This is a genomic window from Mycobacterium sp. ACS1612 (assembly GCF_001667505.1).
GTDB lineage: Bacteria > Actinomycetota > Actinomycetes > Mycobacteriales > Mycobacteriaceae > Mycobacterium.
In genome coordinates this window covers 38,637-65,021 of record NZ_LZHZ01000006.1, presented here as the reverse complement: position 1 = coordinate 65,021, position 26,385 = coordinate 38,637, and the positions used below count along the sequence as shown (strand labels likewise).

Below are 26,385 nucleotides of genomic sequence, written 5' to 3'. Positions count from 1 at the left end.
CAGAGGCGGTTACTTGACCGGCGCCTTCTTCTTGGCCCGGCTCGCGGCCGCCTTTTCGGTTCGTGCGCCCGCGTTGGCCAACTGGCCGCCGGAGTTCTCCAGGTGGGCCCGCATGAACCACTGGAACTTCTCCAATTCGCTGGCGTGGCTGATGATCATGTCCTGCGACACCACGTCGAGATCCTCGAGGGTCTCGATGCACTTGCGGGTGTCCTCGATGACGCCGGTGTAGACCAGGTCCAGCGCCGCGAGGTGGGCCTGCACGGTGTCGCGCTCGACAGAGTAGTCGTCCCAGGTGCGGTCCTTGAGGATTGCGCCGGGCGTGCCGAGCGGCGACTTGCCGAGCGTGGCGATGCGCTCGGCGACCTCGTCGGCGTAGCCGCGCACCAGCTCGACCTGCGGGTCGATCATCTCGTGGACACCGATGAAGTTCGGGCCGACAACGTTCCAGTGCACATGCTTGAGCGTCAGGTGCAGGTCGTTGTAGGTGCTCAGCTGCTTCTGCAGCAGATCGGCGACTTTGCTGGCCTTTTTCTCGTCAAGGCCGGGGATCGTGAATGAAGTCATGGGCGCCGGGTACCCACGGCTCCCCCGAGGTATTCGCCGCTAGATCGCGCGCAGTTTCGGGATGGCCTGCCGAGGGGCCCGGCGCGGTGCGTGTGCTCCCCCGGTGACTTCGAGCAATCGCACGGCGCGGTGCCGGTGCGGCCGCAACGGCTCGATCAACTCCTCCATCGCCGGATCGTCGATGGGATGGCCCAACAGCCGCAACCCCACCATCTTCGCCAGGTGGAAGTCCCCGACGCTGAGCGCGTCGGCGTCGCCGAACGCCCGCTGCGCGGTCTCCGCGGCCGTCCAGATACCGACGCCGGGCAGTGACATCATCGCCGCCCGGGCGGCCTCCGGCGTGCGGGCGGTCAACCGCTCGAGCGAATCCGCGCGCTGCGCACAGCCGACGATGGTGCGCGCCCGTCCGGGGTCGACATTGGCGAGGTGGAACTCCCACGATGGGATGCGTCGCCACACGTCGGCGGGCGGCGGCACACGCATGTGTTCGGGGGCCGGGCCTGGCGCGGGCACACCGAATTTCGTCACCAGCGCCCGCCACGCGCGCCGCGCGTCCTTGCCGTACACCCGTTGTTCGAGGATGGCCGGAACCAGTGCTTCCAGCACGCGACCGGTGCGGCCCAGTCGTAGGTGCGGCATCCGCTGGTGAGCCGCGGCGATGGTCGGCTCTGTCGGTGCGAAGCCGGAAGCGTCGTCGTCGGCACCGAGCAACCCGGGCAGCGTCTCGACGAACTCCGTTGCGCCCGTTCCCCATACCTCACAGTCGACGGTATCCGGTGCGGACTTCGTCAGCCGTGCGGTGACGGGTCCGCTGCGCATCAGGCTGGTCCGCCATATCGCGCCGTCGGCCGCGTCGTGATAGCACGGATCGTTGCGGCCGCGCCGCTGCGGTGACAGCGTCAGCCCGACACTGGTGGGCCCGTCGAAGGTGACGCTGACCGATCGATGCACCGGTCCAATCTATGCGACGGCGATGTCCGCCTTGTTCGGATAGAACGCGACGTGACCCGCGATCTGCCCCACCGCGGGGTAGGGCTCCCGGTAGGTCCAGATGGCGTCCTCAACGGTGTCGCCGGCTTCGGTGACGACGTGGTAGTAGCTGGCATCGCCCTTGTACGGGCAGTACGTCTCGGTGTCGCTCGGCTTCAGCCGTTCGGCGACCACGTCGCGCAGCGGGACGTATTGCACCGCCGGATAGGTGGACTCCTGCAGTGTCAGTGCCTCGTCGGTCTCGGCCACCAGTTCGCCGTTGACCCGCACGGTGACGTGCTTGCCCGTGGGTTCGACGGTGATCGGATGGGAGGCGGTCGGCTGCAGTCCGGGTCGGTCACTCATAACTGTGGCAACGCGCTTCCCGCGGCCCGTGTTCCGCAGGTCCGTCGATACGATCGGGCCATGACCGACCAGGTGCCGGCCGACGCACAGGCAGAGGTCGTCGTCAACGCCGACCCGCATGCCGTTTACGCCCTGATCACCGACCTCACATCGCTGGCGTCGCTCGCCGAGGAGGTCCAGACGATGAAGTGGCGCAAGGGCGATGCAGCGCGCCCAGGCGCGGTGTTCAGAGGCCTGAACCGCAACGGGCTGTACCGATGGAGCACCGTCTGCACGGTCACCGATGCGCACCCCGGCCGCACGTTCGCCTTCGACGTCAAGACCGGCGGCGTCATCCCCGTGGCCCGCTGGCGTTACGACATCGAACCGGTCGACGGTGGTTGCAAAGTGACCGAGCGGACCTGGGACCGCCGGCCCGGCTGGATCGTCAAACCGTCGCGGTTGACCACCGGGGTCAAGGACCGCACCTCGGCCAACGTCGAGCACATCAAGCTGACGCTGCAACGGCTCAAGAAGAAAGCCGAGGGTTAATGCGGCCTGCCGGCGATCCTGTCCGCGACGACCGCGATGGGTGACGTCGTCGCGCGGCCACGACCCTCGTGCCAGTCGGCGGCCTTGTAGGCCAGGTACATGCCGCGCACGCCGATCCAACGCAGCGGTTCGGGTTCCCAATCGCGCGACCGGTGGCCGACCCACGGCAGTTGGGTGTGCGGCCCGGGCCGATCGAGCACCAGGTCCGCCAGGGTGCGGCCGGCGAGGTTGGTCGCGGTGACGCCGTGGCCGACGTAGCCACCGGCCCAGCCGAGCCCCGACGCCTTGTCGAGCGCTACGCCTGCGTTCCAATCCCGCGGTACGGCCAGCACCCCGCACCAGCCGTGGGCGATCGGAATGTCGCGCACCTGCGGCAGGATCGAATGCAGTGTGGCCGTAAGGTGTTCGATCGTCTGCGCAGGCACCCGGCCTTCGACGTCGGTGCGGGAGGCGTACCGGTACGGCACGCTTCGCCCACCGATCGCGATCCGGTCGTCGACGGTGCGCTGGGCGTAGAAGAAGCCGTGTGCGGTGTCACCGACGGTTTCGCGGCCGTCCCAGCCGATGGACGCCCACACGCTGTCCGGTATCGGCTCCGTGGCGACCATCGAACTGTTCATCGGCAGCCAGCGGCGCCGCAGCCCACGCATGCGTGCGGTGAACCCCTCGGTGGCGCGCAGCACGATCGGCGCGCGTACGGTGCCGATCGTGCTCACCGCACGGCCCCGCTCGATGGTGGTGACGGCAGTGTTCTCGTAGATGTCGACGCCGAGCCGCTCGACGGCATCGGCCAGTCCGCGCGCCAACTGGGCGGGCTGGATGCGCGCGCAATGCGGTGTGTGGTACGCCGACACCACTCCGTCGAACCGAATGCGTTCAGCGGCTTCGGCTTTCGTCAACGGCGCGATGCCGTCGATCTTCCAGCGCAGCTCCTCGTCGATCTCGGCTCCCAGCCGCGACGCCTGCGCGGCGTTGCGGGCGATCTGCATGGTGCCGCCCTTGACGATGCCTGCGTCGATGCCCTCGGCGGCGGCGACGTCGATGACCTCGTCGACGGCCTCGTTGAGCGCCCGCTGCCAGGCGATGACACCGTCGCGCCCGTACTGCTGCGCCATCCGGTTGCGGTCACCTGGCACCAGCCCGGACAGCCACCCGCCGTTGCGCCCCGAGGCGCCGAAGCCGGCGAAGCGGGCCTCGAGGATCGCGATACGCAGCGACGGGTCGGCGCGCTTCAGGTAGTACGCGGTCCACAGCCCGGTGTATCCGGCACCGACGATGCACACGTCGGCGTCCCGGTCCCCCGGTAGCGGCGGGCGCGACGGCGGGTAGTCGCTGAACCAGTGCGAGACGCGACCGTTGACGGGGGCTGGGGTTGGCACCGTCAGATTCTGGCACCACCCGCACTTGTCGGACCGAAGGGGCAAGCTGGCGGCACCGACGAGAGGAAGAGAACCGGGATGTGCTCCGACTACTACGACCTGTTGCAGGGCAAGATCCGCAAGGCGGGGTGGACGGTGCAGTACGTCGAAAGTGACCGCCCGCCATACGCTTACACGATCGGACTGCACGACTGGGACGTCCCCGAACTACTGATCACCGGCGTCTCCCGGCAACGCGGCCTTCGGCTGCTGGACGCGGTGGCCCGCAAGCTGGTCAGCGGCGAGGTGTTGACGCCGGGCCAGCAGGTCTCGCTGCCCGACGGACCGCTCGTCGAGGTTGTCGAGGTGGGGCATCCCGATGTCCACATGGGCTGGGCGGTGGCGTTCGGCGGCCCCGACATCGAGGCGCTGCAGTTGGTGTGGGCCGACGGCCGCGGGCGCTGGCCGTGGTCGGCGCAGTTCGTCGACGGGCGGGCGACGCAACCGGTGCTGGGTTGTCGGACCCTCGGCGCAAGCTGGCCCTGACGACGACAGGAAGGTGCGGTCATGTGCTGGCAGTGCGACAACCCCAACGGCACCACCGAGGAGTACCTCGACGAACTGCGCGCGACGATCCGGCTGCACGGCTGGGTGGTGCAGGGTGTCGAGGACGATCGGTTGCCGTTTGCCTACACCATCGGACTGCACGACCGCGGGCTGCCTGAACTGTTGGTGACGGGGATGGCGCCGGAGGATGCGGCGCGCCTGTTGAACGACGTCGCGGTCGCCGCGCTGGGCGGCCGGGTCTTCGAGCCCGGCGCGCATGTCGCCGTCGGCGACGGTCCGTTACTCGAGATCGTCGAGGTGGAGCATCCGGATGCGCATCTGGTTTTCGCGGTGGCGCTGGGCGGGCCCGACGTTCGCGCGCTGCAACTGGTGTGGCCCGACGACCGGGGCCGTTGGCCGTGGGCGGCGGGATGGGGCCGGGGTCGGCTTCGGCAACCCGTGTTGGGGATAAGGCGCCAGAAAGCTCAGAAGGCGTAGCGGTGGTACTGGGCCATGAACCGAAGCGCGGGAACGAGATTCATCGCCTGCAACGTCCACCGGTAGTACCAGGGCACATGTTCGAACGCATCCGAATCGAGGGCCGATACCCATGACAGCAGCCGGACCCCGGGCACCGCCTCGATGATGTCGTCGGGTCCGTCGATGCCCCAGTACAGCGTCGCGCCCGAGCGTCTTACCACGGCGTTGGTCCACTGCGATCTGATCCCGAGCCGGTTGAACGCGTCGAATTGCAGCTCACCGGACGGGGCGTGGTTCAGCACCCGGCGCAGCAGCTCGACGCCGTCCTGTTCGGTCAGGTACATCGTCAGGCCCTCGCCGATCATCAATGTCGGACGGTCCCGCGGGATGTCGGCGAACCACGCCGGGTCGGTGACCGACGCGGCGATGACGTGGTAGTGGTCGCGTGCGGGATACAGCTGGCGGCGCAGGTTTGCGACATCGGGGTAGTCGACGTCGTACCACTCGACGCCAGGGCCGGGGTCCAGCCGGAAGCACCGCGCGTCCAGGCCGCAGCCGAGGTGCAGCACCACGGCGTCGGGATGCACAGCCAGGAATTGGCGCGCCCACCGGTCGAAGTGCGCTGACCGCGTAGTCACGGCGGGTGAGTTCGTCGCGGTGATCGACGTCTTGGTCCAGTCGTAGTCGATGCGGTCGACGATGTCCTTGGCGAACTGGTCGCCGAGGATGGGGTGGTCGAGGCCGGCATCGACGGCCTTGGCGTAGAACGTGGCCAGCATGGTCTGCGGCGCACCGGACAGATCCACGTGGAGTTTCTCGGTCACATCACCCGACGTTAGTCACGTGCCGAAGCAACGGGTAACCGTTGAACGGGCCTCGGCGCGCCGTTCAGCTGGCGGTTCTGCTCTTGCGTTTGGCGTCCCGCAGGCCGACCCAGAACCGGGCAGCTTCGCGTATCGACTCCTCGACCGGTCTTGGCTGCCAACCCAATTCGCGGACCGCCTTGCTGTGGTCGACGGGCGCCTCTGCGCGCATCAGGCGCAGCGACCCCATCGAAAGCTGCTCGTCGGTGCCGCGCAGCTTGGCTTTGATGCTGCCCGCGGCCGCCAGCGCATAGGACACGGGCAGCGGAATCGACTTGGTGGGCGCGGGAACTCCGGCCGCCTCCGCAGCGATGCGGACCACCTCGGCGTTGCTGATCATCTTCTCCGAGACCAGGTAACGCTCGCCGACGCGGCCGCGGTCGGCGGCCAGGATCATCGCGCGCGCCGCATCGTCGACGCCGACCGCCTCCAATTCGATACCGCTCATCACGAACGGCAACTTGCCAAACGCGGCGCCGGCGATGATCGCGCCGTGCGGGGTACGGCCCCAGTCGCCGCTGCCGTAGGTCGTCGACACGCACATCGCCACCGCGGGCAGGCCGTGCTCCTTGGCGTACATCAGCACGATGTTCTCGGCCTGCACCCGCGACCGGACGTAGGGCGTCAACTCGCGGTCGTCGGCGATGACGTCGTCCTCGGTGGCGACGTGCCCGCGGCGCCTGCCGACGGTGACGTAGCTGCTGGTGAACACGAACTTGCGCAGCCCCGCATGCCGGGCGATCTCGAGCACGTTGCGGGTTCCGTCGACATTGGTGTGAAACAGCGGTGCAGGATCACGCAGCCACCCGCGGGTGTCGACCACGCAGTAGTAGACGTCGTCGACGCCGGCCATCGCGTCACGCAACGTGTCGTCGTCCCAGATGTCGCCGACGAACCGCGCCACGTCGAGATCATCGATGCCGACGGTCATCGCGTTGGGCCGCACCATCACTCGCACCTGGTGCCCGTCGCCCACCAACTGCCGTGTGACGTGCGAGCCGAGGAACCCGTTGGCGCCGATGACGAGTTTCACTCGGCCCCTCCGGACTGGCTCAGCCACGCCGCCGCCTCGTCGGGCAGCGTGCCGAGTTCCTGCGCTTTGCGGCACCACTTCTTCGTCGCGGCGACGAAGCGCAGCGGGTTGTAGATGTCCTCCTGGCGGCACCATTGACCGTCGCCGGCGTAGGTGAGGATCGAGATGTTGGTGGCGCTGATGATGGTGCCGTCACCCGGATCGCGCATCGGGTTGTCCAACTCGCAGATGATCCTGCCCGTCGACTCGTCGATCACCGACCACAGCGACGGGAACGACGTCATGTAGCTGCCGGGAAACGACTCCATAGTCTGCCAGATCCAGGGCCGCACCTCGTCTCGGCCGTGCATGGTGCCCGCCGCGTGCTCGACGTAGGTGACGTCGGGTGTGTACTGGTCAACCCACGGATCCCAATCGCGGGTGCGCGCGGCCCGGTCGACGGTCGCCTCGAACGCCTCGAACGCCGCGGCCAACTCCTCGCGGGTGAACGTCTTGCTCGTCACACTCAGAACTAGAACACGTTCTACCTGTCTTTGTCGAGCGGTCGCTCGTATCGTCAAAAGAGTGAAGGGCCTGCTCGGGCTCATCTTCGCGGTCGTCGTGCTCGCCGGGTGCGCCGGTGATCCGCGGCCTGCGAATTTCTCCGGACTCGTCGACATCGGCGCCGGGCGCCACCTGTTCCTGACCTGTCGGGGTGCGGGCGCACCGACCGTGTTCATCATCCCCGGCAAAGGCAGCCACGCCGCCGCATGGCGCGTCGTCGTATCGGCAGTCGCGACCACCACCAGGGTCTGCGCCTACGACCGACCGAACACCAGACAGGACGGCGACCACCTGTCCACCCCGGTACCACAACCGCACTCCGTCGCCCAGGCCGTCTCCGACGTCGTGAAATTGGTTGCTGCAGCGCGGCTTTCGACGCCCATGGTGGTGGTCGCCCATTCCTACGGCGGCCTCATCGCCGATCTGCTGGCCCGCACCCATCCCGGACTCGTCGCTGGCCTGGTCCTGGTGGACCCGACGTCGGAGTACCTGCCGCGACTGGGCCGGGCCGAACAAGACGCCCAGTTCGACCAGGCTGCGCGAACGCCGACACCGGATCCCGACGGTGAAGGATTTCTCGCCGACGACGCGTTCGCCACACTGCGGGTCGCCCCACCGTTGCCGTTGCCGCGGATGCCCGCGATCGTGTTGAGCGCCGACGTCTCCCGCGGCGACATGGGCTCAGGCGACTACACCAACTTCCAGGTGCACCGCGCCAACAGCCTGCTCGCCGAGACGCTGTGGACCGACAACGTGATCGTCGGCGGCAGCGGGCACAACATGATGCTGTCTCGCCCCGGCGCCGTCGCCGCGAAAACGCTCGCAATGGTCGACTGGGTGCGCTCCGGGGTCAGGCGGCGCTGAGGACCTGCCGGTCGCCAAGCGGGCTCTGCAAGGGCACCACCAGGGTGCCGGTTACGGCGAGCATGATGCACATCCGCCCCGCGACCGGCGGCAGCGCGCCGCCCTTCAGGTCGATCGTGACCGCATCGGCAGTCTCGTGCACCCTCGCGTGCACGCCGTTGCACGCGGGTGTGCCTGTCGTGAAATGCACGGCCACAGCGCGGTCGCCGGCACGGCTCCACGACTGGATGGGCATCGGCTGCGGATCGACGATCGATGGGTTGTCGGTGAAGGCCACGCCGTCGACGTCCTGCGCTTCGGGTGGCGCTGTCGGCGCCGCCGATGCCGCGGGCGCAATCCAGCCGGCGACAGCGAGAGCGGCGAGGACCACGGCGGCTGTGCGCATGTATTTGACGGTAGCGACAACCACGGATTAACCCAGCGCGGCGCGCGGTTGACAAGGACACTATGTCGCAGCAATACAGACACGATCCGGACGCGGTCGCCGCGCTTTCCGAAGAGCAGTACTACGTGACGCAGAAGAACGGCACGGAGCGCCCCTTCACCGGCCACTACTGGGACAACCACGAGCCCGGCATCTACGTCGACGTCGTATCGGGCGAGCCGCTGTTCGCTTCGGTGGACAAGTTCGACAGCGGCACCGGCTGGCCGAGCTTCACCAAACCCCTCGACGCGGACAACGTGATCACGAAACGGGACTTCTCGCATCTGATGTTTCGCACCGAGGTGCGGTCCAAGCACGGCGACAGCCACCTGGGCCATGTGTTCAAGGACGGACCGCGAGCGAAAGGCGGGTTGCGCTACTGCATCAACTCGGCTTCGCTGAGATTCATCCACTTCGACGATCTCGAGGCGCAGGGGTACGGACAGTACCGCGCGCTGTTTCGCGAAGGCGGCCAAGAAAAAGGAGTGAGCGTGAGCGAGTACAAGAAGGCGATCCTGGCAGGCGGCTGTTTCTGGGGCATGCAGGATCTGATCCGCAAGCAGCCCGGTGTGGTGTCCACCCGGGTCGGCTACACCGGCGGGCAGAACGCGCATCCGACCTACCGCAACCACCCCGGCCACGCCGAGGCGATCGAAATCGTCTACGACCCGGCGCAGACCGACTACCGGAACCTGCTCGAGTTCTTCTTCCAGATCCATGATCCGACCACGAAGAACCGGCAGGGCAACGACGTCGGCACCAGCTACCGGTCGGCGATCTTCTATCTCGACGACGAGCAGAAGCGCGTCGCGCTGGACACCATCGCCGATGTCGACGCCTCCGGATTGTGGCCGGGCAAGGTGGTCACCGAGGTGACCCCCGCCGGTGACTTCTGGGAGGCCGAACCGGAGCACCAGGACTACCTGGAGCGCTACCCGAACGGGTACACCTGCCACTTCCCGCGGCCGGGCTGGAAACTGCCGAAGCGCGCTGAGGTTTGATCAGCCGCTCAGCGGCTGAGGCTTCTGACGAAAATCGGCCGAAATCCGTCAGAAAACGTAGTTTTGAAGCACTCCGGTCAGGCCACCCGGCGTCGCACCACGATGCGGCCGCCGTCCTTCGGTGTGAACGCGATGCCCCGGAAATGGACCTTCTCCTCCGGGGCATCGTCGGTCTCGATGACGAAGTGCCTCAGGATGGTTCGCAGCACCACGTCCATTTCGACGTTCGCGAACGCCGCCCCGATGCAGCGGCGGGTGCCGCCGCCGAACGGCACCCACGCCGTCGGGGTCCTGGTGCCCATGAACCGGTCAGGGTCGAAGCGCTCGGGATCCGGGAAGACGTCGGCGTTGGCGTGCACGTGGGCGATTGCGATCATGACGGTGTAGCCGTGTGGGATCCGGAAGTCACCGAGGTCGAAATGCGGTGCCTGCACGTGCCGTCCCGAGAAGTCGATGACCGTCCGGTTGCGCTGCAACTCCTGGATGGTGGCCTGACGAAACTCGTTGCCGCCCTTGTTGTTTTCCTCGACCAGCCTGGCGAGCACGTCAGGGTGGCGGCGCAACCGCTCGAACGCCCAGCCCAGCGTCGACGCGGTGGTCTCATGGCCGGCGCCCAGCAGCGTCAGCAGTTCATCGGACACGTCCTGGCGCGACATCGGCGTGCCGTCCTCGTACGTGCTGCGCAACAGCAACGCGAGGATGTCGGTGCGCTCGTCCAGGTTCTGGTCGGCCTTGGCCTTGTCGATCAGCGCAAAGACGGTGCGGTCGAAGTTGCGGCGGAACTCCGCGAGCTTGCCCCACGGGCTGCGCCTGCCCGTGTTGAACCGCGGCTCCGGGAGCGTGGCCATCCGCGAGCCCAGTTCGGCCCAAGGCGGGATGATCTCGCGCAGGAAGTCCAGTTCCGCGCCGTCGGCGCCGAACACAGTGCGCAGGATGACGTTCAGCGTGATCCTGTTCATCGCTTCCAGGGTTCGGAACTCGACGCCCTCCGGCCACGTCGCGGTTTCGCGAAGCGTCTCCTCCTCGATGACCTTCTCGTAGTTCTTGATGCTCTGCCCGTGGAACGGCGGGGCGAGCAGCTTGCGGCGGGCCCGATGCTCCTTACCGTCCAACGCGAAAACCGAACCGGGACCGAAGATCCGGCTCAGGTTCGGTTGGACGTTGATCAGGTCGTCGGTGCTCGCGAGAAACACCTGGCGAGCCAATGCGGGGTCGGAGACCACCACGCTGCGGCCGAAAAACGGCACATTGATCGCGAACACCGAGCCGTACCGCTTGTCGGCGTACCGCAGGAACCGGCGGCGGAAGCCGGCCATCAAGACCATCTGAACCATCTTCGGCAGGTGCACTGCCGGCGGCATCTTCCCCGGCCGCGCCGTGGCGCCCGCTTCCACGGTCACTGCGGTGTCAGTCATCGGTGCCTCACTCCCAACCGTCTCCCTGGTACTTCGGTGTACCGTGGGTCTTTGTAGTACGGTACCGGTTGGTACCAACCGACACAAGGGCAAGGAGGCGCAATGACGACAGCGCTCGACAGGGCCGCATCCGTCGACGGTGCTTTTCCTGCCTTCCGCGACCGACTGATCGACGGGTTGGCCGCATCCATCGGTGAGCGCGGATACCGCGACACCACCGTGGCGGACATCGTCCGGCACGCTCGCACCTCCAAGCGGACCTTTTACGAGCAGTTCGCCAGCAAGGAGGAGTGCCTGATCGAACTGCTGCGGCGAAACAACGAGAACCTGATCGCCAACATCCAGGCGGCCGTTGATCCGGAGGCGGACTGGCATCGGCAGATCCGGCAGGCCTCGGTGGCCTACGTCGACCACATCGGGTCGCGGCCCGCGATCACGTTGAGTTGGATCCGCGAAGCGCCGGCGCTCGGGGAGGTGGCCAAGCCGCTGAACCGGCAGGCAATGGAGGCGTTGACCGACATGCTGGTCAACCTCACGGACAGCCCCGGGTTCCGGCGCTCCAATCTGCAGCCGATCTCCAGGCCGTTGGCGTTGATCCTGCTGGGCGGATTGCGGGAATTGACAGCGCTTTTCGTCGAAGACGACCGCGATGTGCAGGGCATCGTCGAGCACGCGATCGAGGCGGCGACCGCACTGTTGGGCCCGCGCGGCTGAGTCAGCTCATCTCGACGAAGGGGTCGCGACCCCCGATCGGCTTTCGCAGTTCTTTGATCTCGTCAGAGTTTGATTCGCATGGCGCGAGCGAAGGACACCTTCGGGAAGCCGAGCGAGGCGCCGTCCACCTTGCTGGTGAACGCGACCCCGAACCTCGATTCGGCGGGCGGCGAGTCGCCTCACCCCTAGGTATTCCCCGCCGCAGAAAACTGCGGAGATTCCTCAAATACACTCGGCGAGATGCGCTTTGATCGCCCGGTGCGCCGCGTCGGCAAAGCGTCAGCGCAGCATCAACCTGGCGGATTTCTCCAGCCGCTCGGCGATCTCGGCGTACGAGGTGTACCCCATGCCCGCGCGCACCAGGGCACCGGAGTACAGCATCTCCAGCGAGTCGATGATCTCGGGATCGGTGTCTGGGCCCAACGCCGCCGCCAACCGGTCCCGGATCTCGCCGCCGATACGCAGTCGCAGCACTTCGACGTCGGGGTCCTTGCCGAGCAGCGCGCTGGTGACCGCGGATGCGAACTCCGGTTCGTCGGCAACCAACAGCGAGATGTGGCCGAGCACATCGACCACACGCGTGGCGGCGTCGTCGGAGTCATGGGCTGCCGGTGGCGACGCGGCCAGCCGCCGCCAGAACAGCTCGGCGACGAGATGCTCCTTCGACGAGAAGTAGGTGTACGCGGTGGCCGCTCCGACGCCGGCCTCGGCGGCGACCCGGCGCACGGTGAGGCCGGTGAAACCGTCCCTGCTCAGCAGAGCGACCGCGGCACGGCCGAGGCGGTCTACGGTGTCGGCCTGCTTGGCGGTCAGGCGGCGCCGCGTCGACTCCAAGACCGGATCGGACACGTGTCCGGACGCTACTACAACCGCCATCTACCAGCAACGGTAAGTTGACAGCGATGAGCACCACGGAGCAGTTGTTCGCCCTCGCCGATCAGGTCACCGGGTTCATGCCCGCCGCGGAAGGGCGCGCCCTGTACGACACCGCGCTGAAGTATCTGGGCGACGGCTTCGGCGTCGAGATCGGCACCTACTGCGGCAAGTCGACTGTACTGTTGGGCGCCGCCGCGCAGCAGACCGGTGGCGTCGTCTACACCGTCGACCATCACCACGGTTCCGAAGAGCACCAACCCGGTTGGGAGTACCACGACACGTCCATGGTGGACGCCGTCACCGGGTTGTTCGACACGCTGCCGACGCTGCGTCACACCCTGGACGCCGCGGGCTTGGACGATCACGTGGTCGCGGTCGTCGGCAAGTCTCCCGTCGTCGCCCGTGGCTGGCGAACTCCGTTGCGGCTGTTGTTCATCGACGGCGGCCACACCGAGGAAGCGGCGCAGCGGGACTTCGACGGCTGGGCCCGGTGGGTCGACGTGGGCGGGGCGCTGATCATTCACGACGTCTTCCCGGATCCGAACGACGGCGGCCAAGCGCCGTTCCACATATATCGGCGGGCACTGGACACCGGCGACTTCCGTGAGGTGTCGGCGACCGGTTCGATGCGGGTGATGGAGCGGACGTCCGGTACGCCGGGCGAGGCGCTGTAGCCGGAGGCTAGCGATCGCTTGTGGCGCAGGCGCAGTCGTATTCGCCTTCGAGGCCGCGTGGCAAGTCGGTACCGCGGAAGAGACCGTTGGCGGCGCTGGTCCGCGACAACGCGTCGGCCGCGAGGATCATCGCCGCGCCGGTCCAGGTGGTGCGCTCCACCGGCCAGCGTTTGCCGTCGGCGTAGACCAGGCCGGTCCAATAGGACCCGTCGTCCTCACGCAGGTGATGCATGGCCGCGAACTGCTCGCGGGCGCGGGTCCGCTGCCCGATCGCATCCAAAGCCAGGACCAATTCGCAGGTTTCGGCACCGGTGACCCACGGTCGGTCGTCGACGCAGCGGATGCCGAGGCCGGGCACCACGAAGTCGTGCCAGCGCTCGATGATGCGCTCCCTGGCGGCCGCGCCGCGCAGTGCACCGCCGAGCACCGGGTAGTACCACTCCATCGACCATCGGCTCTTGACCACGAACGACTCGGGATGGTGCGCGATCGCATGGCCGAGTTGGCCGACGGCCACCTCCCACTCGGGCTGGGCGTCGTCGACGTAATCCGCCAGCGCCAACGCACACCGGATGCTGTGGTAGATGCTCGCGCAGCCGGTCAGCAGCGCCTCCGGCTCCGGGCCCGAAGGGCCTCTGGCCCAAGCGATTTCACCGCCGCTGGCCTGCAGGTCGACGACAAAATCGATGGCTTTGCGCACCACCGGCCACATCGTCTCCGCAAACCGGCGGTCGCGGGTGATCAGCACGTGGTGCCACACGCCGGTGGCGATGTACGCGCAGAAGTTGCTGTCGCTGTTGGCGTCCTCGACGACACCGTTGCGCAACTGGATCGGCCACGAACCGTCGGGCCGTTGCATGGTCCGGCACCATTCGAACGCGGCGCGCGCCGGTTCGAGAAGGCCCGCGACCGTCAGCGCCATCGCGTTCTCGACGTGGTCCCACGGGTCGGTGTGACCGCCGTCGAACCATGGGATGGCACCTGAGGATTCCTGCGTCGCCGCGATCGATCGCGCGGTCTGCCGACACTGCGCAGGCGTCAGCACGCCGGGAACGCCGGGAATCTCAGCCAATGGGCCCCACCGGCTTCCTGAAGTACAGCGCCACGCTCTTGCCGATCAGCGGGTTAAGCAGCGACTCCGCGGTGCGGGTCAGCCAAGGCTGCTCGACCATGTCCCACACCAGCAGCTTGTGGTACGCCGCGACCGCGGGATGGTCGTTCTTCGACGTGCCCACAGCGCATTTCAGCCACCAGAACGGCGAATGCAGCGCATGCGCATGGTGCGTGTGCGTCAACCGCAGACCGTGCGCGAGCACCTTGTCGCGCAGCGCATCGGCCTTGTAGATGCGGATGTGACCGCCCTCGTTGGCGTGGTATTCGTCGGACAGAATCCAGCAGACCTTCTCGGGAAGCCACCGCGGGACCGTGATCGCCAGCGAGCCGCCGGGTTTCAGCACCCGGACCAGTTCACCGATGGCGCGGTCGTCGGCAGGGACGTGCTCGAGGATCTCGGATGCGATGACGCAGTCGAAAGTGCCCTCTGCATAAGGAAGTTCGAGTGCGTCGCCCTTGACCGCCTCGGCGCACGCCGAGTCGGGCACCTCGCCCTGCTCCTTCATGGCCTGCAGGATCTGGTCGACGTCGTTGAGGTCGGCCGCGTTCTGGTCGAACGCGATGACGTCCGCGCCACGCCGATACGCCTCGAAGGAGTGCCTGCCCGCGCCGCAGCCCACGTCGATCACCTTGGTGCCCGCGCCGACGCCGAGCCTGTCGAAGTCGACCGTCAGCATTTCGCCATCGCCTGCTCGTAGACCGACACCGTCTGCGCCGCAACGGATTCCCAGCTGAAGACATCGAGAGCGCGCTGACGACCCGCGGCCCCCAGCCTGCGCCGATCCCCGGGCGAGTCCAGCAGCTCGCCGAGCACGCGGGTCAACTCGTCGACATCGGCGGGCCGCACCAGGCGTGCGCACGCACCGTCGGTGCCGACCACCTCCGGCAGCGCACCTGCCCGGCTCGCCACGATCGGCGTGCCGCTGGCCATCGCCTCCACCGCGGGCAGCGAGAAGCCCTCGTACAACGAGGGGATGCAAGCGATTTCAGCCGATGCCAGCAGGTCGGCCAGCTCCGAGTCGGACAGACCGCTGGAGCTGTGCACGATGTCGGAGATGCCCAACTCGGCGATCAGCTTCTCGGTCGGCCCGTTCGGCTCCAGCTTGGCGACCAGCTGCAGTTCCAGATCACGTTCGACACGTAACCGCGCGACCGCGTGCAGCAGGTGGCTGACGCCCTTCAACGGCACGTCGGCGCTGGCGATCGCGATGATGCGACCGCTGACCCGCTTCTCGGCAGGCTTGAACAGTGCGGTGTCCACACCGAGCGGCACCACGTGCAGCTGACTCGGTGACACGGCGAAGTCCTCGGCGATATCGGCCGCTGAGGTCGACGACACGGTCAACAGTTCTGGGATCTGACGGGCCACGTTCTTCTGCATCTCGGCGAACCCATACCAGCGCCGCACCAACGGCTTTCGCCACCACTTCGCGGCCGCCACGTCCAGCATGCGGTCGCGGGTGATCGGGTGGTGCACCGTCGCCACCACCGGCAGGCCCAGCGCGGCGATGTCCAACAGACCGGCGCCGAGACTCTGGTTGTCGTGCACGACGTCGAAGTCGTCGCGGCGCTCGGCCAGCAACCGCGCCGCGCGCATCGTGAACGTGCGCGGCTCGGGGAAGCCGGCCGTCCACGTCGTCAGCAGTTCGAGCATGTCGATGTGGTCGCGGATCTCGCTGGGCCGGGGGATCCGGAACGGGTCCGGCTCGCGGTACAGGTCGAGGCTGGGCACCTTGGTCAGCCGCACCCGCGGATCGAGCACCTCGGGGTAGGGCTGACCGGAGAACACCTCGACGTCATGGCCCAGTTCGACGAGACCGCGGGACAGGTGACGGACGTACACGCCCTGGCCGCCGCAGTGGGTCTTACTCCGGTAAGACAGCAAGGCGATACGCATGGTCAACGGGGGTCCGTGAGGTGGACAGGTGGCGTCACGCAAAAACTCCGAACCCTCTGGACATGTGTCCAGACTATAGTTTGACGTGCTAGCGGACGCAACGCGGCCGCCCAGCCCTGACTACCACAGACCGGTCGATTCCCGAACTCTGGGCCGGGGTATCCGAGTGTCATGACCAGACACATCGAGGCGCGCTTCGAGATTGCCAGCTGGGACGAGACCCCGTTCGAAGACGGCGACGAGGCGACCAAGCTCACCGAAGCGCTGGTGTCGAAGCGCTACCAGGGCGACATCGACGGCACGTCGACGACGAAGTGGCTGTTGGCGTACTCGCCGGACAAGAGTGCCTTGTTCGTCGGCGTCGAGCACATCACCGGCACGATCGGCGGCAAGACGGGCAGCCTGGTGCTGCTGCACGACGGCCGGTACCGCGACGGGGTCGCCGCGGCGGACCTACGGATCGCATCCGGTACCGAGGGCCTGGCGAAGGTCGCGGGCACGGGTGAGTTCCGCGCCGACCCCGCCGGTGCCATGACGCTCGACCTCGACGGCGCCTGGTAGCGCTATCGCGGTGGCGGGAAACCGCCCGTCGCCACCGGACCCCACCGCCGCGGGGTGACACGGATCAGGCACTTGCCCTGCTCCACCATCGCCTGTCGGTACTCGTCCCAGTCGGGATGCTCGCCGGCGATCGAGCGGTAGTAGTCGACCAACGGTTCGACGGCGTCCGGGAGGTCGATCACTTCGGCGTCGCCGTCCACCTGCACGTACGCGTCGTTAAACTCGTCGGACAACACCATGACACTGGCCCGCGGGGTGCGGCGGATGTTGGCCGACTTCGCGCGCTGGGGATAGCTGGCGATCACGATGCGGCCGTTGTCGTCGACGCCGCCCGACACCGGGGAGCTCTGCAGCGACCCGTCCGCGCGAAACGTGGTCAGCACCATGCGATGTCGCGGCCGGACGAACTCGAGGAGATCGGAAAGGCCGACCTCGTCGGCGGTCGCATATTTTCGGGCCATGCCACGACCCTAACGCCGCTGCCTGTCGGACCTCCTCGATACCATTCGAACATGAGTTCGAGTAAGCAACAGATCATCGCGGCGCTCGACGCCGCGGAAGCGAGCTATCGGGAGTTGGCTGCGCTCCCACTGGAAGCGCTGACCCGGCCGGAGAAGACGGAACTGCTCAAACGGCTCGGCGACATCGACAAGAAAATGGTGGCGCTTGACCGGCGGCTGATCGGGCAGTTGATCACCCAGGGGGATCCCGCCATGTTCGGCGCCACGTCGTGGGCGGAGGTGTTGTCCAGGCGGTTACGGATCTCGCCGGGCGAAGCGCAAAGACGCATTGCCGAGGCCACTAGTCGGTCTTCCGCTTGAGCACCCATGCCGGGATCCAGTGCGTCACCGATTTCCGGCGTGCGCCGTAGGCGATCTCGTAGGTCACCAGACCCCACCAGTAGCCCTGCTCGCAGACGCCCCAGCAGGTGAGGCGACCTTCGACGATGGAGTGCATCTGCAGCCCGGCGGGGTTGTACCCGCCGACGCGGTGGGGTTCGCGGGGAAACAGCACCGTGAGGTCCACCAGGACGGCGACCGGCGGGTCGACCCGGCGCAAGGGCGGCTGCACGGGTTGCCCGTTGTAGCCGATCGACTGGAGCTCGCCCACCGTTCGATCATACGTTCGAACGCTGCGGCGTCGACAGCCGTTCTAGGCTGAAGCTGCTATGTACATCCCTCGCCAATTCGCGCTCTCCGCCCAGGAGACGGCGGACGCGCTCGCGCAGGCGAGCTTTGCCCAATTGGTCACGCACGACGCGTCGGGGCTGCTGGTCACGCCATTGCCGATGATCTACGACGGGCACTCGTTGATCGGTCATGTGTCGCGGGCCAATCCGCACTGGAAGGCCGACGGCGGTGAGTCGGTGGCCATCTTCTCCGGCCCCGAGGCATACATCTCGCCCAGCTTCTACGCCACCAAATCCGAGACGGGCAAGGTGGTGCCGACGTGGAACTACGAGGTGCTCACTGTCTACGGCAGGCTCGTGGCACACGACGATCCGGACTGGGTGCGCAACCTCGTGACCCGGCTGACCGACCGGCATGAGGGTAGCCGCGCCGAACCGTGGCGGGTGACCGATGCGCCGGAGAGCTTCACCCGCGCACAGTTGCGCGCGATTGTCGGTGTGGAGCTTGTGATCTCGAAGATCGAGGGCAAGGCGAAGATGTCGCAGAACCAACCCGAGCGCAACCGCGCCGGGGTGGTCGCCGGGCTGAAACAGTCGGCCGCGGCCGCCGATCAGGTGGTCGCCGACCGGGTCGAGGCGTTCGGCAGCACGAACGCGAACGGCCGGGGATAGCCCAGTCCCGTCAGCTGTGCCCGCCGGACCGCGTCGACGGCCACTGTGCGCACATGCCCCGACGACGGCTCGTAGCACTGCCACCATTGCCCGGTCGCCTCGACGATCAGCACCCAGTGCCGCGGGATGACGCGGCCGGTCAACATCGCGACCGGCCAACCCTCGGCCACCGCACGCTGGACGTCGGACAGCGCATCACGTCGCCCGCGGAACAGCCGCCACCGGTAGCGCACACCCGATGCCCGCGCGTTGAGCGCGTGCGCCAGCCCAGTCGGCGTGGTGCCGAGCCGCCGCGGCCATACCCGGTTCACCTGTGCGTGCACTTTGGCCTGTTCCGCGGCGAACCACGCCGGATCCGACAGGTCGGCCTCGTGACCCAGCAGCGCGCCCGCCACCACAACGACGGTCGGTCCGCACGTGACACCATCGCGTTGCCGAAGGTTGAGCGCCGAAAGCTGCATCGGTTATCACGGTAGGCCTCCGGGTACTCGGGCCTGGTGAGCTTCGACATCACCCCGACCGCGGCCCAGCACGACCTCGCGCGGCGCACACACAAGTTCGCCGAAAGCTGCGTACGCCCGGTCGCGCTCGAGTACGACCAGCGCCAGGAGTTCCCGTGGCCGGTGCTTGAGGAAGCGGCGGCTGCGGGCTTCTACAGCCCGCTGTTCTACCGCGATCTGATCGGCGATCCGACCGGGCTGTCGCTGCCGATGTTCATGGAGGAGCTGTTCTGGGGCTGCGCGGGCATCGGGCTGGCGATCGTGATGCCCGCGTTGGCGCTGTCGGCCATCGGGCAGGCCGCCTCCCCCGAGCAGATGCTGCAGTGGGCGCCCGAATGTTTCGGCACGCCAGGCGATCTGAAGCTGGCCGCGCTGGCCATCTCCGAACCCGAAGGCGGCAGCGACGTCCGCAATCTGCGCACCCGGGCCCGCCGTGCCGGCCCAGGAGAGGATGCCGACTGGATCATCGACGGTCACAAGATGTGGATCGGCAACGGCGGCATCGCCAATGTGCACGTCGTCAACGCGGTCGTCGACGAAGAACTGGGCCACAAAGGGCAGGCCCTGTTCATCGTGCCCGGCGGCACCCCGGGCCTGGAACTGGTGCGCAAACTCGACAAGCTCGGTTGCCGCGCCTCGCACACCGCCGAGTTGCGGTTCAACGGCGTCCGGGTCCCTGCGGAGAACCTGCTCGGCGGCCACGAAAAGCTGGAACACAAGCTCGCCAAGGCGCGCGAAGCGGTCGCCGGCGCCAAGAACTCCGGCTCGGCCACCATGGGCACCTTCGAGCAGACCCGACCCATGGTCGCCGCCCAGGCACTCGGAATCGCCAGGGCCGCACTCGAATACGCCACCGACTACGCCAACCACCGGGAGGCGTTCGGGGCGCCGATCATCGACAACCAGGGCGTCTCGTTCCCGCTCGCCGACCTGGCGACCGCGATCGACGCGGCCCGGCTGCTGACCTGGCGGGCATCCTGGATGGCCGCGTCCGGAGTGCCGTTCGAGCGTGGCGAGGGCTCGATGGCCAAACTGGCGGCCAGCGAAGTTGCCGTCCGCACCACCGAACGCGCGATCCAGACGATGGGCGGCTGGGGCTACATAAAGGACCACCCGGTCGAGAAGTGGTACCGAGACGCCAAGCTGTACACCATCTTCGAAGGGACCAGTGAGATTCAACGGGTCGTCATCTCCAACGCGCTCGGCGCCGCGGCGGGTAAGCCGCCGCTGCACGTGAGCCTCGAACCGACCGGCGGCCCCCTGAACAAGTGGTTCGGCCGCGGCACTCCACTGCGCAGCAGGGCGGCCGATGCGGCGCTTTCCGCCAAAGATTCCGTCCCCGAGCCGATAATGCGGTTGGCGATGAACGTATTGCGCCCGCCCCGCAAGTGAAAGGGGTCCGCGATGGGTGTCAGGATGGTGGACCTGCTGACCGGAAATCTCGACACCCTGCGCTACCAACCCACCCCTAAGCGGGTGCGTGCCTGCATCGGCGGTGAACCGGTCGTCGATACCTGCGAGGCCCTGCTGGTCTGGGAGCCGCGGCGGGTGGTCCCCACCTACGCCGTACCGGCCGCCGCACTGTCCGCGCAACTGGTGCCGGCTGGAGCCGAATCCGGTGCCGATGAAGAGGTCGGTGTGCGGCTTCCCGCGATCAGTTCGCGGCCGATCCTCGACCCGTCAGTGCCGTTCGACGCGCACTCATGTGCAGGCACCGCATTCGACGTGCTCGCAGGCGAGGAGACCGGGCCTGCAGCGGCGTTCCGGCCGGACGATCCCGACCTCGCCGACTACGTGATCCTCGAGTTCGGAGCGTTCGAGTGGCGCGAGGAGGACGAACACGTCGTCAGCCACCCGCACGACCCGTTCAGCCGCATCGACGTCCTACGCAGCAGCCGTCACGTCCGCGTCGAACTCGACGGCCGGGTGCTCGCGGAGTCCACCCGACCGCTGCTGCTGTTCGAGACCCTGCTGCCGGTGCGGTTCTATCTCCCGCGCGAGGATGTGGCCGTGCGACTCGAACGCAGCGACACCGCGACCTTCTGCGCCTACAAGGGCCGCGCGACGTACTACTCGATCCCCGGCGGTCCCCGCGACGTGGCGTGGACGTATCACGAGCCGTTACACGACGCCGAGCCGGTGCGTGACCGGATCTGCTTCTTCGACGAACGCGTCGACGTGATCGTCGACGGCGAGCACCGGGACCGCCCGGTGACGCCGTGGAGCGAGGAATGACGTTCACGGATCTGCATCATCGCGAGTTGCCGCTGCTGCTACCGAACGCGTGGGATGTGCCCTCGACGCTGGCATTCCTCGAATGTGGGTTCACCGCGGTCGGCACCACCAGCTTCGGCGTCGCATCCAGCCGCGGTGAGCCCGACGGCGGCCGGTCCACCAAAGACGCCAACCTCGCGTTGGCCGCCGCGCTGCGCAACCTCGACTGCTACCTCAGCATGGACATCGAGGACGGCTATGCCGACGACCCCGACGACGTCGCCGAATACGTCGCTCGGCTCGGTGTCGACGGCATCAACATCGAGGACAGCACCGCCGAGACGCTGATCGATCCACATCGGCACGCCACCAAAGTGCAAGCGATCAAACAGCGTTCACCCGACGTCTTCGTCAACGCGCGCGTCGACACGTACTGGCTCGGCCAGGATGCCACGGTGGCCGCGACACTGGACCGGGCCAACCGGTACGCCGAAGCCGGCGCCGACGGCATCTTCGTGCCCGGCGCCACCGAGCCCGCCGTGCTGCGCGAGCTGACCTCAGCGATTCCGCTGCCTGTCAATGTGCTTGCCATCTCAGGTATTTCGCTTGGCCAACTCGCAGAACTCGGGGTGCGTCGGGTGTCGACGGGCTCCATGCCGTACCGCGCCGCGATCCACGCCGCCGCACAGGCCGCCGTCGCGGTGCGCGAGGGCACCGGCCTACCCGCCGCCGACCCGTACCCGGTGATGCAGGCGCGTCTGGTGCGGTACGCGGATCAGAAGCCCAGCGGATAGCCCCCGCTGACCTTCAGCGTCTCGCCGGTGATGAACGACGCCTCGTCGGAGCAGAGGAACAACACCGCGGACACCACGTCGTCCATCGTGCCCAGACGATGTACCAACTGCCGCTTGTGGACGAACTCGTCGATCAACGGCGTCGGCAGGTCGGCCAGCGCGCTCTCGGTGTTCATCAGCCCAGGGGCGATCGCGTTGACCCGGATGCGATCGGGCGCGAGTTCCGTCGCAAACGCGACGGTCAGGCCGCGGACGGTCAGCTTGGACACCGCGTACGGTGTCGCGCTCAGGTAGCCCGCCATCGACGAGATGTTGAGCACCACCCCGCCACCGCGTTCACGCATCGAGTCCCGGCACGCCAGCGTCACGTTGATCACGCCCATCACGTTGACGTCGAACAGGTCGCGGATCTCGTTGCGCGACAACGCCGTGAACGGCTGGTTGTACTTCGTCAGGTGCAGTCCGGCGTTGTTGATCACGATGTCGATACCGCCGAACTGTCCGGACGCCGCCGAGACGGCGGCATCCACCTGCGCCGGGTCTGCGACATCGCAACTGACCGCGATGGCGCGGCCTCCCGCCGAATGCAGTTGCGCTGCAGTGCGTTCGGCGGTTTCGACATCGATGTCAGCGATCACCACGCTGGCACCCTCGGCAGCCAACGCCCTGGCGAACGCCCGGCCGAAGCCGACCGCGCCGCCCGTGATCACCGCGGTGCGGTTGGCGAACCTCACAGCGACTCTTCGCTCGGCGCGGCCGTCGCGCGGTCATCGGGCGGCATGGTGTGCGCGGGCATCACTGTGGACTGTAGGGCCTCGACGGCCTCCGTGTACTCCTGGCGCATCCAGAACCCGGAGTGCCCGCAGATCGGCGCGCCCGGCGCCGGTCGGCCGTCGTCTGAGCGCACGTCGAGCAGGCGGTCGTCGATATACCGCGACTGCGCGTCCGCCAGGGATGTGTTCTGGTGGTCGAAGATCCACGCCCCGATCGGATCGGTGAACGCCCACAGGTTGATCCACTGGCGACTCGGCTGCTGCCTGGCCCGCAGGAACTCGAGTGTCTCGCGACCGAAGTAGGCGGGGAAGTTCTGCGCGTACAGCCGTCGCAGCGGTGAGCCGAACGTCAGCAGCGGGTAGCCGTCGTCGCCCTGCAACAGCGCGGCCGTCACGATCACCGAACCCTGACTGTGAGCCACCAGCACGACGCGGGTGGGGCCGGCCATTTCCGTCAACGCCGCCAACCGCAGGCGGATGTCCCACACCGTGCGGGCGCCGTAGGACGGCGGGGTCAGCGGATGGTTCGCGCGTGGCCAGAACGTGACGACGTCCCACAGCACCGCGACCGCGCGCCTCAGTTGCCGATTGCGGTACGCCGCCACCGCCAGAGTGACCAGGCCTGCTGCCAGCACCACGGAGGTCAACACGCTGAAGCGCAAGATCGCCTCCGGCCAGAACCGGGCCGAATCAAATTGAGGTACAAGCAGGTTCACCACCATCATCACGATGATCGCAGCCACCGCCACCAGGGCCATGCCCGCCACCATTCGCGTGCCGACGTCTGTCAATGACGCCAACGCGCGCGCTCGGGCGACCCCGCTGAGCTCTCCGTGGGGGGCGGTCAGCCCCGGATAGTCGACCTGCACGCTGGCCAGCTCGCCCGCGGTCCGCTGCGGGACCACACGGAAATAGACGTAGCCGCCCATCACGATGGCCACCGCGATGGTGGCGACGGTGGCCACCGACGCCCATACATACGGTGGCGGCACGATCAGCGCCGCCTCGGAAGCGTTCTCGCGGATCGCCGCCGGCGTCGACAACACGGCTTGACCGAACGTCTGTGCCGCCAGCAGTCCGATGCCGACGCTGAACCCACCCCCGATGAGCCAGCCGATCAGTGCGACGAACGGACCGGTGAAGCCGCCGAGCGTCATCCGCCAGCCTTTGGTCCGCTGCGCGCACCTGGTGCCCCGCATCGACACCGCGGTGACCGTGAACAACGCGAGTAGCAGCACGACCTGAACGACGAACAGCACGTAGATCGCCTCATGTAGACCGGGCAGGTGCGTCGGCGCGGGTGGATACGAGGCGTCGGCGGTGGCGACCCAGATCATCGATGCCACAAGCAAAACCAGCGACGCCCAGCGCGCCGCCACGAGCGGTGTGGTCAGCCGGTTCACGCCGGGCCCGCCGCGCGCGGTCGCCCTGCTCGACGCGGTGGCGGCCACGGCGATGGCCAGGAACGCCGCGTTGGCCGCCAGCAGGCCGACGCTCACCGTCCTGGCCCCGCCCGCGGCGTAGCGCACCGGCGCCGCCAACGTCACCGCGGCTACGCCGGCAGACCACGCGGTCACGTGGCAGCACCGCATCCGCACCACAGATTGATCGGGGTTCCAGAACGAGGACTGCGCCAACGGGGGTGTCTGCCCCTCGACCACAGCGGGGCTCGGCGGCGGCTCACGTCCACCGACAATGGTGCCCTCCGAACCGAGCCGCCACAGCAGCGCAATCACCACCATCAGCGGCGCGGCGCCCGCCACAAGTTGGGCTCCGCGGCGCCACGACGCCAGGAAGGCCAACGGTCCGGCGGTGCAGTAATCCAAATTCACACACTGCCAAACCATTACGTCCATCACCGCGACCGCGGAGGCGAGCATCAACGTCAACGTGAACGACAGCGCGATCAGCCGCAGCAGCGTCACCGCCAGCACGGCAGGTCGCTTACTGCGCGCGGGCGGCAGCATCCAGTGCGCCAGATCGATGAGGATGAACGGCAGAAACAACAGCCACAGGGCGCGGCTGGCCCGCCGCGATGTCAGCGCCGCCCAGGAGTACGCCTCCATCACCCGGCGCCACTGGTTCGGATCGACCGCCGCGTCGGGCTCCGGCCTGCGCCGGTAGAACCCGGCGTCGTCGTCGCCTGCCGCGCGTTCGATGCCCTCGACGGGACTGCCAAGCAGCGCTTCCGGCTGTGCACCGGACACCCCGTGCACCCGCAATTCCACGACCGTTCCGCCTCCGGTCACGCCCCCATCCTGGCGCGAGGTTTGGCATTCGCGTGGCTGGGCACGCCCGTAGAGGCAACGAATGTACGAGGAGGACGCCAATGCGAGCGGTCACGTGGCAAGGACGTAGGAAGGTCTCCGTCGACACGGTGCCCGACCCGGTGATCAAGGAGCCGACCGACGCGATCATCCGCGTCACGAGCACAAACATCTGCGGATCGGATCTGCACCTGTATGAGGTTCTCGGCGCGTTCATGACGCCGGGTGACATCCTCGGCCACGAGGCGATGGGCGTCGTCGAGGAGGTCGGCAGGGAAGTCGAGACGCTGAGCGTCGGCGACCGCGTCGTGATTCCGTTCAACATCTCCTGCGGGCACTGTTTCATGTGCGACCACGGACTGCAGAGCCAGTGCGAGACGACGCAGAACCGCGATCAGGGCACCGGCGCGGCGCTGTTCGGCTACTCCAAGCTCTACGGCGAAGTGGCGGGCGGCCAGGCTGAATATCTTCGGGTGCCCCAGGCGCAGTACACCCACATCAAGGTGCCGCAGGACGGCCCCGACGAGCGCTACGTGTACCTGTCCGACGTGCTGCCCACCGCATGGCAGGCGGTCGAATACGCCGATGTGCCCGACGGCGGCACGCTGCTGGTACTCGGCCTCGGCCCGATCGGATCGATGGCGTGCCGGATCGCGGCGCACCGCAAAGGCTGCCGGGTGATCGGCGTCGACCTGGTCGACGAACGACTCGCGCGGGCGCGCGAATACTGTACGGACGTCATCGATTTGCGTCGCGACGATATCGAGGACATGGTGCGGGGCTACACCGACGGACGCGGCGCGGACTCGGTGATCGACGCCGTCGGGATGGAGGCGCACGGATCGCCGATCGCCGAGACGATGCAGACCGCCGCCGGCTTCCTGCCGTCGCCGGTGGGCCGCGTCGTGATGAAGCAGGCCGGGGTGGACCGACTGGCAGCGTTGAATTCGGCGATCGCTCTGGTCCGCCGCGGCGGCACCATATCGCTGTCAGGCGTTTACGGCGGCGCCGCCGACCCGATCAACATGATGACGTTGTTCGACAAGCAAATTCAGTTGCGCATGGGGCAGGCCAACGTGAAGAAGTGGGTGCCCGACATCATGCCGTTGTTGACGGCCGAGGATCCGCTTGGCGTCGAGCAGTTCGCCACGCACCGGCTTCCGCTCACGGCGGCGCCCGAGGCGTACGAGACCTTCCAGAAGAAGGGAGACGGCATGGTCAAGGTGGTACTGACGCCATAA

The 26,385-nt window shown here is 67.6% G+C and carries 32 protein-coding genes; 14 read left to right on the top strand and 18 right to left on the bottom strand.

What is annotated here, in order from left to right; genetic code table 11:
* Positions 1-9: 9 nt before the first annotated feature.
* From A5724_RS03825 to A5724_RS03815, 3 genes are read right to left on the bottom strand one after another with little or no spacing between them, the layout of a single operon-like run.
* Positions 10-567: a Dps family protein gene (locus tag A5724_RS03825; RefSeq protein ID WP_067796471.1), complete on the bottom strand. Its 558-nt coding sequence runs from the start codon at positions 565-567 to the stop codon at positions 10-12.
* Between the two features lie 39 nt (positions 568-606).
* Positions 607-1,518 carry a DNA-3-methyladenine glycosylase gene (locus tag A5724_RS03820; protein ID WP_067796468.1) on the bottom strand — a complete coding sequence of 304 codons (912 nt, stop codon included), beginning with the start codon at positions 1,516-1,518 and terminating at the stop codon, positions 607-609.
* Positions 1,519-1,527: 9 nt separating this feature from the next.
* A complete protein-coding gene (locus A5724_RS03815; RefSeq protein WP_067796464.1) occupies positions 1,528-1,902 on the bottom strand; it encodes a DUF427 domain-containing protein in 375 nt (124 codons plus the stop codon).
* Between the two features lie 60 nt (positions 1,903-1,962).
* Here A5724_RS03815 and A5724_RS03810 point away from each other — a divergent pair, with 60 nt between their 5' ends.
* Positions 1,963-2,433, top strand: a complete 471-nt coding sequence (locus tag A5724_RS03810) for an SRPBCC family protein (protein ID WP_067796461.1) — start codon at positions 1,963-1,965, stop codon at positions 2,431-2,433.
* Here the strand turns inward: A5724_RS03810 and A5724_RS03805 are convergent.
* Entirely contained in the window at positions 2,430-3,812 is a 1,383-nt protein-coding gene (locus A5724_RS03805) for an FAD-binding oxidoreductase (protein WP_067796458.1), read from the bottom strand. The genes A5724_RS03810 and A5724_RS03805 overlap by 4 nt on opposite strands.
* 78 nt (positions 3,813-3,890) lie before the next feature.
* On the opposite strand from A5724_RS03805, the gene A5724_RS03800 reads away from it, so the two are divergent.
* Both A5724_RS03800 and A5724_RS03795 read left to right on the top strand, forming a co-directional pair.
* Positions 3,891-4,337, top strand: a complete 447-nt coding sequence (locus tag A5724_RS03800) for a DUF4262 domain-containing protein (RefSeq protein ID WP_067796454.1) — start codon at positions 3,891-3,893, stop codon at positions 4,335-4,337.
* A gap of 21 nt (positions 4,338-4,358) precedes the next feature.
* Positions 4,359-4,835: a DUF4262 domain-containing protein gene (locus A5724_RS03795; protein WP_067796452.1), complete on the top strand. Its 477-nt coding sequence runs from the start codon at positions 4,359-4,361 to the stop codon at positions 4,833-4,835.
* On the opposite strand, the gene A5724_RS03790 is transcribed toward A5724_RS03795, so the two are convergent.
* The 3 genes from A5724_RS03790 to A5724_RS03780 all read right to left on the bottom strand — a co-directional run bounded on the left by A5724_RS03790 (position 4,823) and on the right by A5724_RS03780 (position 7,216).
* Positions 4,823-5,596 carry a class I SAM-dependent methyltransferase gene (locus A5724_RS03790; RefSeq protein WP_082964843.1) on the bottom strand — a complete coding sequence of 258 codons (774 nt, stop codon included), beginning with the start codon at positions 5,594-5,596 and terminating at the stop codon, positions 4,823-4,825. The genes A5724_RS03795 and A5724_RS03790 overlap by 13 nt on opposite strands.
* A gap of 109 nt (positions 5,597-5,705) precedes the next feature.
* Positions 5,706-6,713: an NAD-dependent epimerase/dehydratase family protein gene (locus A5724_RS03785; RefSeq protein ID WP_067796448.1), complete on the bottom strand. Its 1,008-nt coding sequence runs from the start codon at positions 6,711-6,713 to the stop codon at positions 5,706-5,708.
* On the bottom strand, positions 6,710-7,216 hold the full coding sequence (locus tag A5724_RS03780) for a nuclear transport factor 2 family protein (protein ID WP_067796446.1): 507 nt from the start codon (positions 7,214-7,216) through the stop codon (positions 6,710-6,712). The genes A5724_RS03785 and A5724_RS03780 overlap by 4 nt, the downstream gene beginning before the upstream one ends.
* Positions 7,217-7,277: 61 nt before the next feature.
* Between A5724_RS03780 and A5724_RS03775 the strand changes: the two genes are divergently transcribed.
* Positions 7,278-8,120: an alpha/beta fold hydrolase gene (locus tag A5724_RS03775; protein ID WP_067796444.1), complete on the top strand. Its 843-nt coding sequence runs from the start codon at positions 7,278-7,280 to the stop codon at positions 8,118-8,120.
* On the opposite strand, the gene A5724_RS03770 is transcribed toward A5724_RS03775, so the two are convergent.
* Positions 8,107-8,505 carry a hypothetical protein gene (locus tag A5724_RS03770; protein WP_067796441.1) on the bottom strand — a complete coding sequence of 133 codons (399 nt, stop codon included), beginning with the start codon at positions 8,503-8,505 and terminating at the stop codon, positions 8,107-8,109. The two genes, A5724_RS03775 and A5724_RS03770, sit on opposite strands and share 14 nt — an antisense overlap.
* Positions 8,506-8,567: 62 nt before the next feature.
* Between A5724_RS03770 and A5724_RS32815 the strand changes: the two genes are divergently transcribed.
* Positions 8,568-9,545, top strand: coding sequence for a bifunctional methionine sulfoxide reductase B/A protein (locus tag A5724_RS32815; RefSeq protein ID WP_082964838.1), 978 nt, complete (start codon positions 8,568-8,570; stop codon positions 9,543-9,545).
* Positions 9,546-9,622: 77 nt separating this feature from the next.
* Here A5724_RS32815 and A5724_RS03760 read toward each other — a convergent pair whose 3' ends face one another.
* Positions 9,623-10,960 carry a cytochrome P450 gene (locus A5724_RS03760; protein ID WP_067796438.1) on the bottom strand — a complete coding sequence of 446 codons (1,338 nt, stop codon included), beginning with the start codon at positions 10,958-10,960 and terminating at the stop codon, positions 9,623-9,625.
* Between the two features lie 102 nt (positions 10,961-11,062).
* Between A5724_RS03760 and A5724_RS03755 the strand changes: the two genes are divergently transcribed.
* Positions 11,063-11,674 carry a TetR/AcrR family transcriptional regulator gene (locus tag A5724_RS03755; protein WP_067796435.1) on the top strand — a complete coding sequence of 204 codons (612 nt, stop codon included), beginning with the start codon at positions 11,063-11,065 and terminating at the stop codon, positions 11,672-11,674.
* A 279-nt stretch (positions 11,675-11,953) separates the two neighbouring features.
* Here the strand turns inward: A5724_RS03755 and A5724_RS03750 are convergent, their stop codons facing one another.
* Positions 11,954-12,523 (bottom strand): TetR/AcrR family transcriptional regulator, encoded by a 570-nt coding sequence (locus A5724_RS03750; protein WP_067796432.1) that lies wholly within the window; start codon positions 12,521-12,523, stop codon positions 11,954-11,956.
* A 53-nt stretch (positions 12,524-12,576) separates the two neighbouring features.
* Between A5724_RS03750 and A5724_RS03745 the strand changes: the two genes are divergently transcribed.
* Positions 12,577-13,224 (top strand): class I SAM-dependent methyltransferase, encoded by a 648-nt coding sequence (locus A5724_RS03745; RefSeq protein ID WP_067796429.1) that lies wholly within the window; start codon positions 12,577-12,579, stop codon positions 13,222-13,224.
* A 7-nt stretch (positions 13,225-13,231) separates the two neighbouring features.
* Here the strand turns inward: A5724_RS03745 and A5724_RS03740 are convergent, their stop codons facing one another.
* The 3 genes from A5724_RS03740 to A5724_RS03730 are packed head-to-tail and all read right to left on the bottom strand — an operon-like array spanning position 13,232 to position 16,234.
* Complete coding sequence (locus tag A5724_RS03740) at positions 13,232-14,296, bottom strand: prenyltransferase (protein WP_067796427.1); 1,065 nt, start codon at positions 14,294-14,296, stop codon at positions 13,232-13,234.
* Positions 14,289-15,014: a class I SAM-dependent methyltransferase gene (locus A5724_RS03735; RefSeq protein WP_067796424.1), complete on the bottom strand. Its 726-nt coding sequence runs from the start codon at positions 15,012-15,014 to the stop codon at positions 14,289-14,291. Before A5724_RS03735 ends, A5724_RS03740 begins: the two co-directional genes overlap by 8 nt.
* Positions 15,008-16,234, bottom strand: a complete 1,227-nt coding sequence (locus A5724_RS03730) for a glycosyltransferase family 4 protein (RefSeq protein WP_067796421.1) — start codon at positions 16,232-16,234, stop codon at positions 15,008-15,010. The genes A5724_RS03735 and A5724_RS03730 overlap by 7 nt, the downstream gene beginning before the upstream one ends.
* A gap of 171 nt (positions 16,235-16,405) precedes the next feature.
* Here A5724_RS03730 and A5724_RS03725 point away from each other — a divergent pair, with 171 nt between their 5' ends.
* Positions 16,406-16,795 carry a DUF3224 domain-containing protein gene (locus tag A5724_RS03725; protein ID WP_067796418.1) on the top strand — a complete coding sequence of 130 codons (390 nt, stop codon included), beginning with the start codon at positions 16,406-16,408 and terminating at the stop codon, positions 16,793-16,795.
* Positions 16,796-16,797: 2 nt separating this feature from the next.
* Here A5724_RS03725 and A5724_RS03720 read toward each other — a convergent pair whose 3' ends face one another.
* Positions 16,798-17,256, bottom strand: a complete 459-nt coding sequence (locus tag A5724_RS03720) for a PPOX class F420-dependent oxidoreductase (protein ID WP_067796416.1) — start codon at positions 17,254-17,256, stop codon at positions 16,798-16,800.
* 51 nt (positions 17,257-17,307) lie between these two features.
* Between A5724_RS03720 and A5724_RS03715 the strand changes: the two genes are divergently transcribed.
* The gene (locus A5724_RS03715) at positions 17,308-17,616 is read left to right on the top strand and encodes a DUF222 domain-containing protein (RefSeq protein ID WP_067796413.1); all 309 of its coding nucleotides are present in this window, start codon (positions 17,308-17,310) and stop codon (positions 17,614-17,616) included.
* On the opposite strand, the gene A5724_RS03710 is transcribed toward A5724_RS03715, so the two are convergent.
* Positions 17,597-17,905 carry a hypothetical protein gene (locus A5724_RS03710; protein WP_067796410.1) on the bottom strand — a complete coding sequence of 103 codons (309 nt, stop codon included), beginning with the start codon at positions 17,903-17,905 and terminating at the stop codon, positions 17,597-17,599. The genes A5724_RS03715 and A5724_RS03710 overlap by 20 nt on opposite strands.
* A gap of 58 nt (positions 17,906-17,963) precedes the next feature.
* Here A5724_RS03710 and A5724_RS03705 point away from each other — a divergent pair, with 58 nt between their 5' ends.
* Entirely contained in the window at positions 17,964-18,596 is a 633-nt protein-coding gene (locus tag A5724_RS03705; RefSeq protein ID WP_067796407.1) for an FMN-binding negative transcriptional regulator, read from the top strand.
* Here A5724_RS03705 and A5724_RS03700 read toward each other — a convergent pair.
* Entirely contained in the window at positions 18,536-19,057 is a 522-nt protein-coding gene (locus A5724_RS03700) for a hypothetical protein (protein ID WP_067796404.1), read from the bottom strand. The genes A5724_RS03705 and A5724_RS03700 overlap by 61 nt on opposite strands.
* A gap of 36 nt (positions 19,058-19,093) precedes the next feature.
* Here A5724_RS03700 and A5724_RS03695 point away from each other — a divergent pair, with 36 nt between their 5' ends.
* From A5724_RS03695 to A5724_RS03685, 3 genes are read left to right on the top strand one after another with little or no spacing between them, the layout of a single operon-like run.
* Positions 19,094-20,488 (top strand): acyl-CoA dehydrogenase family protein, encoded by a 1,395-nt coding sequence (locus tag A5724_RS03695; RefSeq protein WP_067796400.1) that lies wholly within the window; start codon positions 19,094-19,096, stop codon positions 20,486-20,488.
* A gap of 12 nt (positions 20,489-20,500) precedes the next feature.
* Positions 20,501-21,331, top strand: a complete 831-nt coding sequence (locus tag A5724_RS03690; RefSeq protein ID WP_067796397.1) for a DUF427 domain-containing protein — start codon at positions 20,501-20,503, stop codon at positions 21,329-21,331.
* Positions 21,328-22,104: an isocitrate lyase/phosphoenolpyruvate mutase family protein gene (locus A5724_RS03685; protein ID WP_067796593.1), complete on the top strand. Its 777-nt coding sequence runs from the start codon at positions 21,328-21,330 to the stop codon at positions 22,102-22,104. The genes A5724_RS03690 and A5724_RS03685 overlap by 4 nt, the downstream gene beginning before the upstream one ends.
* On the opposite strand, the gene A5724_RS03680 is transcribed toward A5724_RS03685, so the two are convergent.
* Both A5724_RS03680 and A5724_RS03675 read right to left on the bottom strand, forming a co-directional pair.
* Positions 22,086-22,838 (bottom strand): SDR family NAD(P)-dependent oxidoreductase, encoded by a 753-nt coding sequence (locus tag A5724_RS03680; protein WP_067796395.1) that lies wholly within the window; start codon positions 22,836-22,838, stop codon positions 22,086-22,088. The two genes, A5724_RS03685 and A5724_RS03680, sit on opposite strands and share 19 nt — an antisense overlap.
* Complete coding sequence (locus A5724_RS03675) at positions 22,835-25,126, bottom strand: hypothetical protein (RefSeq protein WP_067796392.1); 2,292 nt, start codon at positions 25,124-25,126, stop codon at positions 22,835-22,837. Before A5724_RS03675 ends, A5724_RS03680 begins: the two co-directional genes overlap by 4 nt.
* Positions 25,127-25,206: 80 nt before the next feature.
* Between A5724_RS03675 and A5724_RS03670 the strand changes: the two genes are divergently transcribed.
* Positions 25,207-26,385, top strand: coding sequence for an alcohol dehydrogenase catalytic domain-containing protein (locus A5724_RS03670; protein WP_067796389.1), 1,179 nt, complete (start codon positions 25,207-25,209; stop codon positions 26,383-26,385).

Bases quoted from the DNA above. Each gene is read 5' to 3' on its own strand.
- A5724_RS03800 (WP_067796454.1), top strand. From the start codon at position 3,891: ATGTGCTCCGACTACTACGACCTGTTGCAGGGCAAGATCCGCAAGGCG.
- A5724_RS03790 (WP_082964843.1), bottom strand. From the start codon at position 5,596: ATGCTGGCCACGTTCTACGCCAAGGCCGTCGATGCCGGCCTCGACCAC.
- A5724_RS03815 (WP_067796464.1), bottom strand. From the start codon at position 1,902: ATGAGTGACCGACCCGGACTGCAGCCGACCGCCTCCCATCCGATCACC.
- A5724_RS03760 (WP_067796438.1), bottom strand. From the start codon at position 10,960: ATGACTGACACCGCAGTGACCGTGGAAGCGGGCGCCACGGCGCGGCCG.
- A5724_RS03700 (WP_067796404.1), bottom strand. From the start codon at position 19,057: ATGCAGCTTTCGGCGCTCAACCTTCGGCAACGCGATGGTGTCACGTGC.
- A5724_RS03770 (WP_067796441.1), bottom strand. From the start codon at position 8,505: ATGCGCACAGCCGCCGTGGTCCTCGCCGCTCTCGCTGTCGCCGGCTGG.
- A5724_RS03730 (WP_067796421.1), bottom strand. From the start codon at position 16,234: ATGCGTATCGCCTTGCTGTCTTACCGGAGTAAGACCCACTGCGGCGGC.
- A5724_RS03810 (WP_067796461.1), top strand. From the start codon at position 1,963: ATGACCGACCAGGTGCCGGCCGACGCACAGGCAGAGGTCGTCGTCAAC.
- A5724_RS32815 (WP_082964838.1), top strand. From the start codon at position 8,568: ATGTCGCAGCAATACAGACACGATCCGGACGCGGTCGCCGCGCTTTCC.
- A5724_RS03705 (WP_067796407.1), top strand. From the start codon at position 17,964: ATGTACATCCCTCGCCAATTCGCGCTCTCCGCCCAGGAGACGGCGGAC.
- A5724_RS03725 (WP_067796418.1), top strand. From the start codon at position 16,406: ATGACCAGACACATCGAGGCGCGCTTCGAGATTGCCAGCTGGGACGAG.
- A5724_RS03755 (WP_067796435.1), top strand. From the start codon at position 11,063: ATGACGACAGCGCTCGACAGGGCCGCATCCGTCGACGGTGCTTTTCCT.
- A5724_RS03685 (WP_067796593.1), top strand. From the start codon at position 21,328: ATGACGTTCACGGATCTGCATCATCGCGAGTTGCCGCTGCTGCTACCG.
- A5724_RS03715 (WP_067796413.1), top strand. From the start codon at position 17,308: ATGAGTTCGAGTAAGCAACAGATCATCGCGGCGCTCGACGCCGCGGAA.
- A5724_RS03735 (WP_067796424.1), bottom strand. From the start codon at position 15,014: ATGCTGACGGTCGACTTCGACAGGCTCGGCGTCGGCGCGGGCACCAAG.
- A5724_RS03670 (WP_067796389.1), top strand. From the start codon at position 25,207: ATGCGAGCGGTCACGTGGCAAGGACGTAGGAAGGTCTCCGTCGACACG.
- A5724_RS03795 (WP_067796452.1), top strand. From the start codon at position 4,359: ATGTGCTGGCAGTGCGACAACCCCAACGGCACCACCGAGGAGTACCTC.
- A5724_RS03825 (WP_067796471.1), bottom strand. From the start codon at position 567: ATGACTTCATTCACGATCCCCGGCCTTGACGAGAAAAAGGCCAGCAAA.
- A5724_RS03720 (WP_067796416.1), bottom strand. From the start codon at position 17,256: ATGGCCCGAAAATATGCGACCGCCGACGAGGTCGGCCTTTCCGATCTC.
- A5724_RS03745 (WP_067796429.1), top strand. From the start codon at position 12,577: ATGAGCACCACGGAGCAGTTGTTCGCCCTCGCCGATCAGGTCACCGGG.
- A5724_RS03690 (WP_067796397.1), top strand. From the start codon at position 20,501: ATGGGTGTCAGGATGGTGGACCTGCTGACCGGAAATCTCGACACCCTG.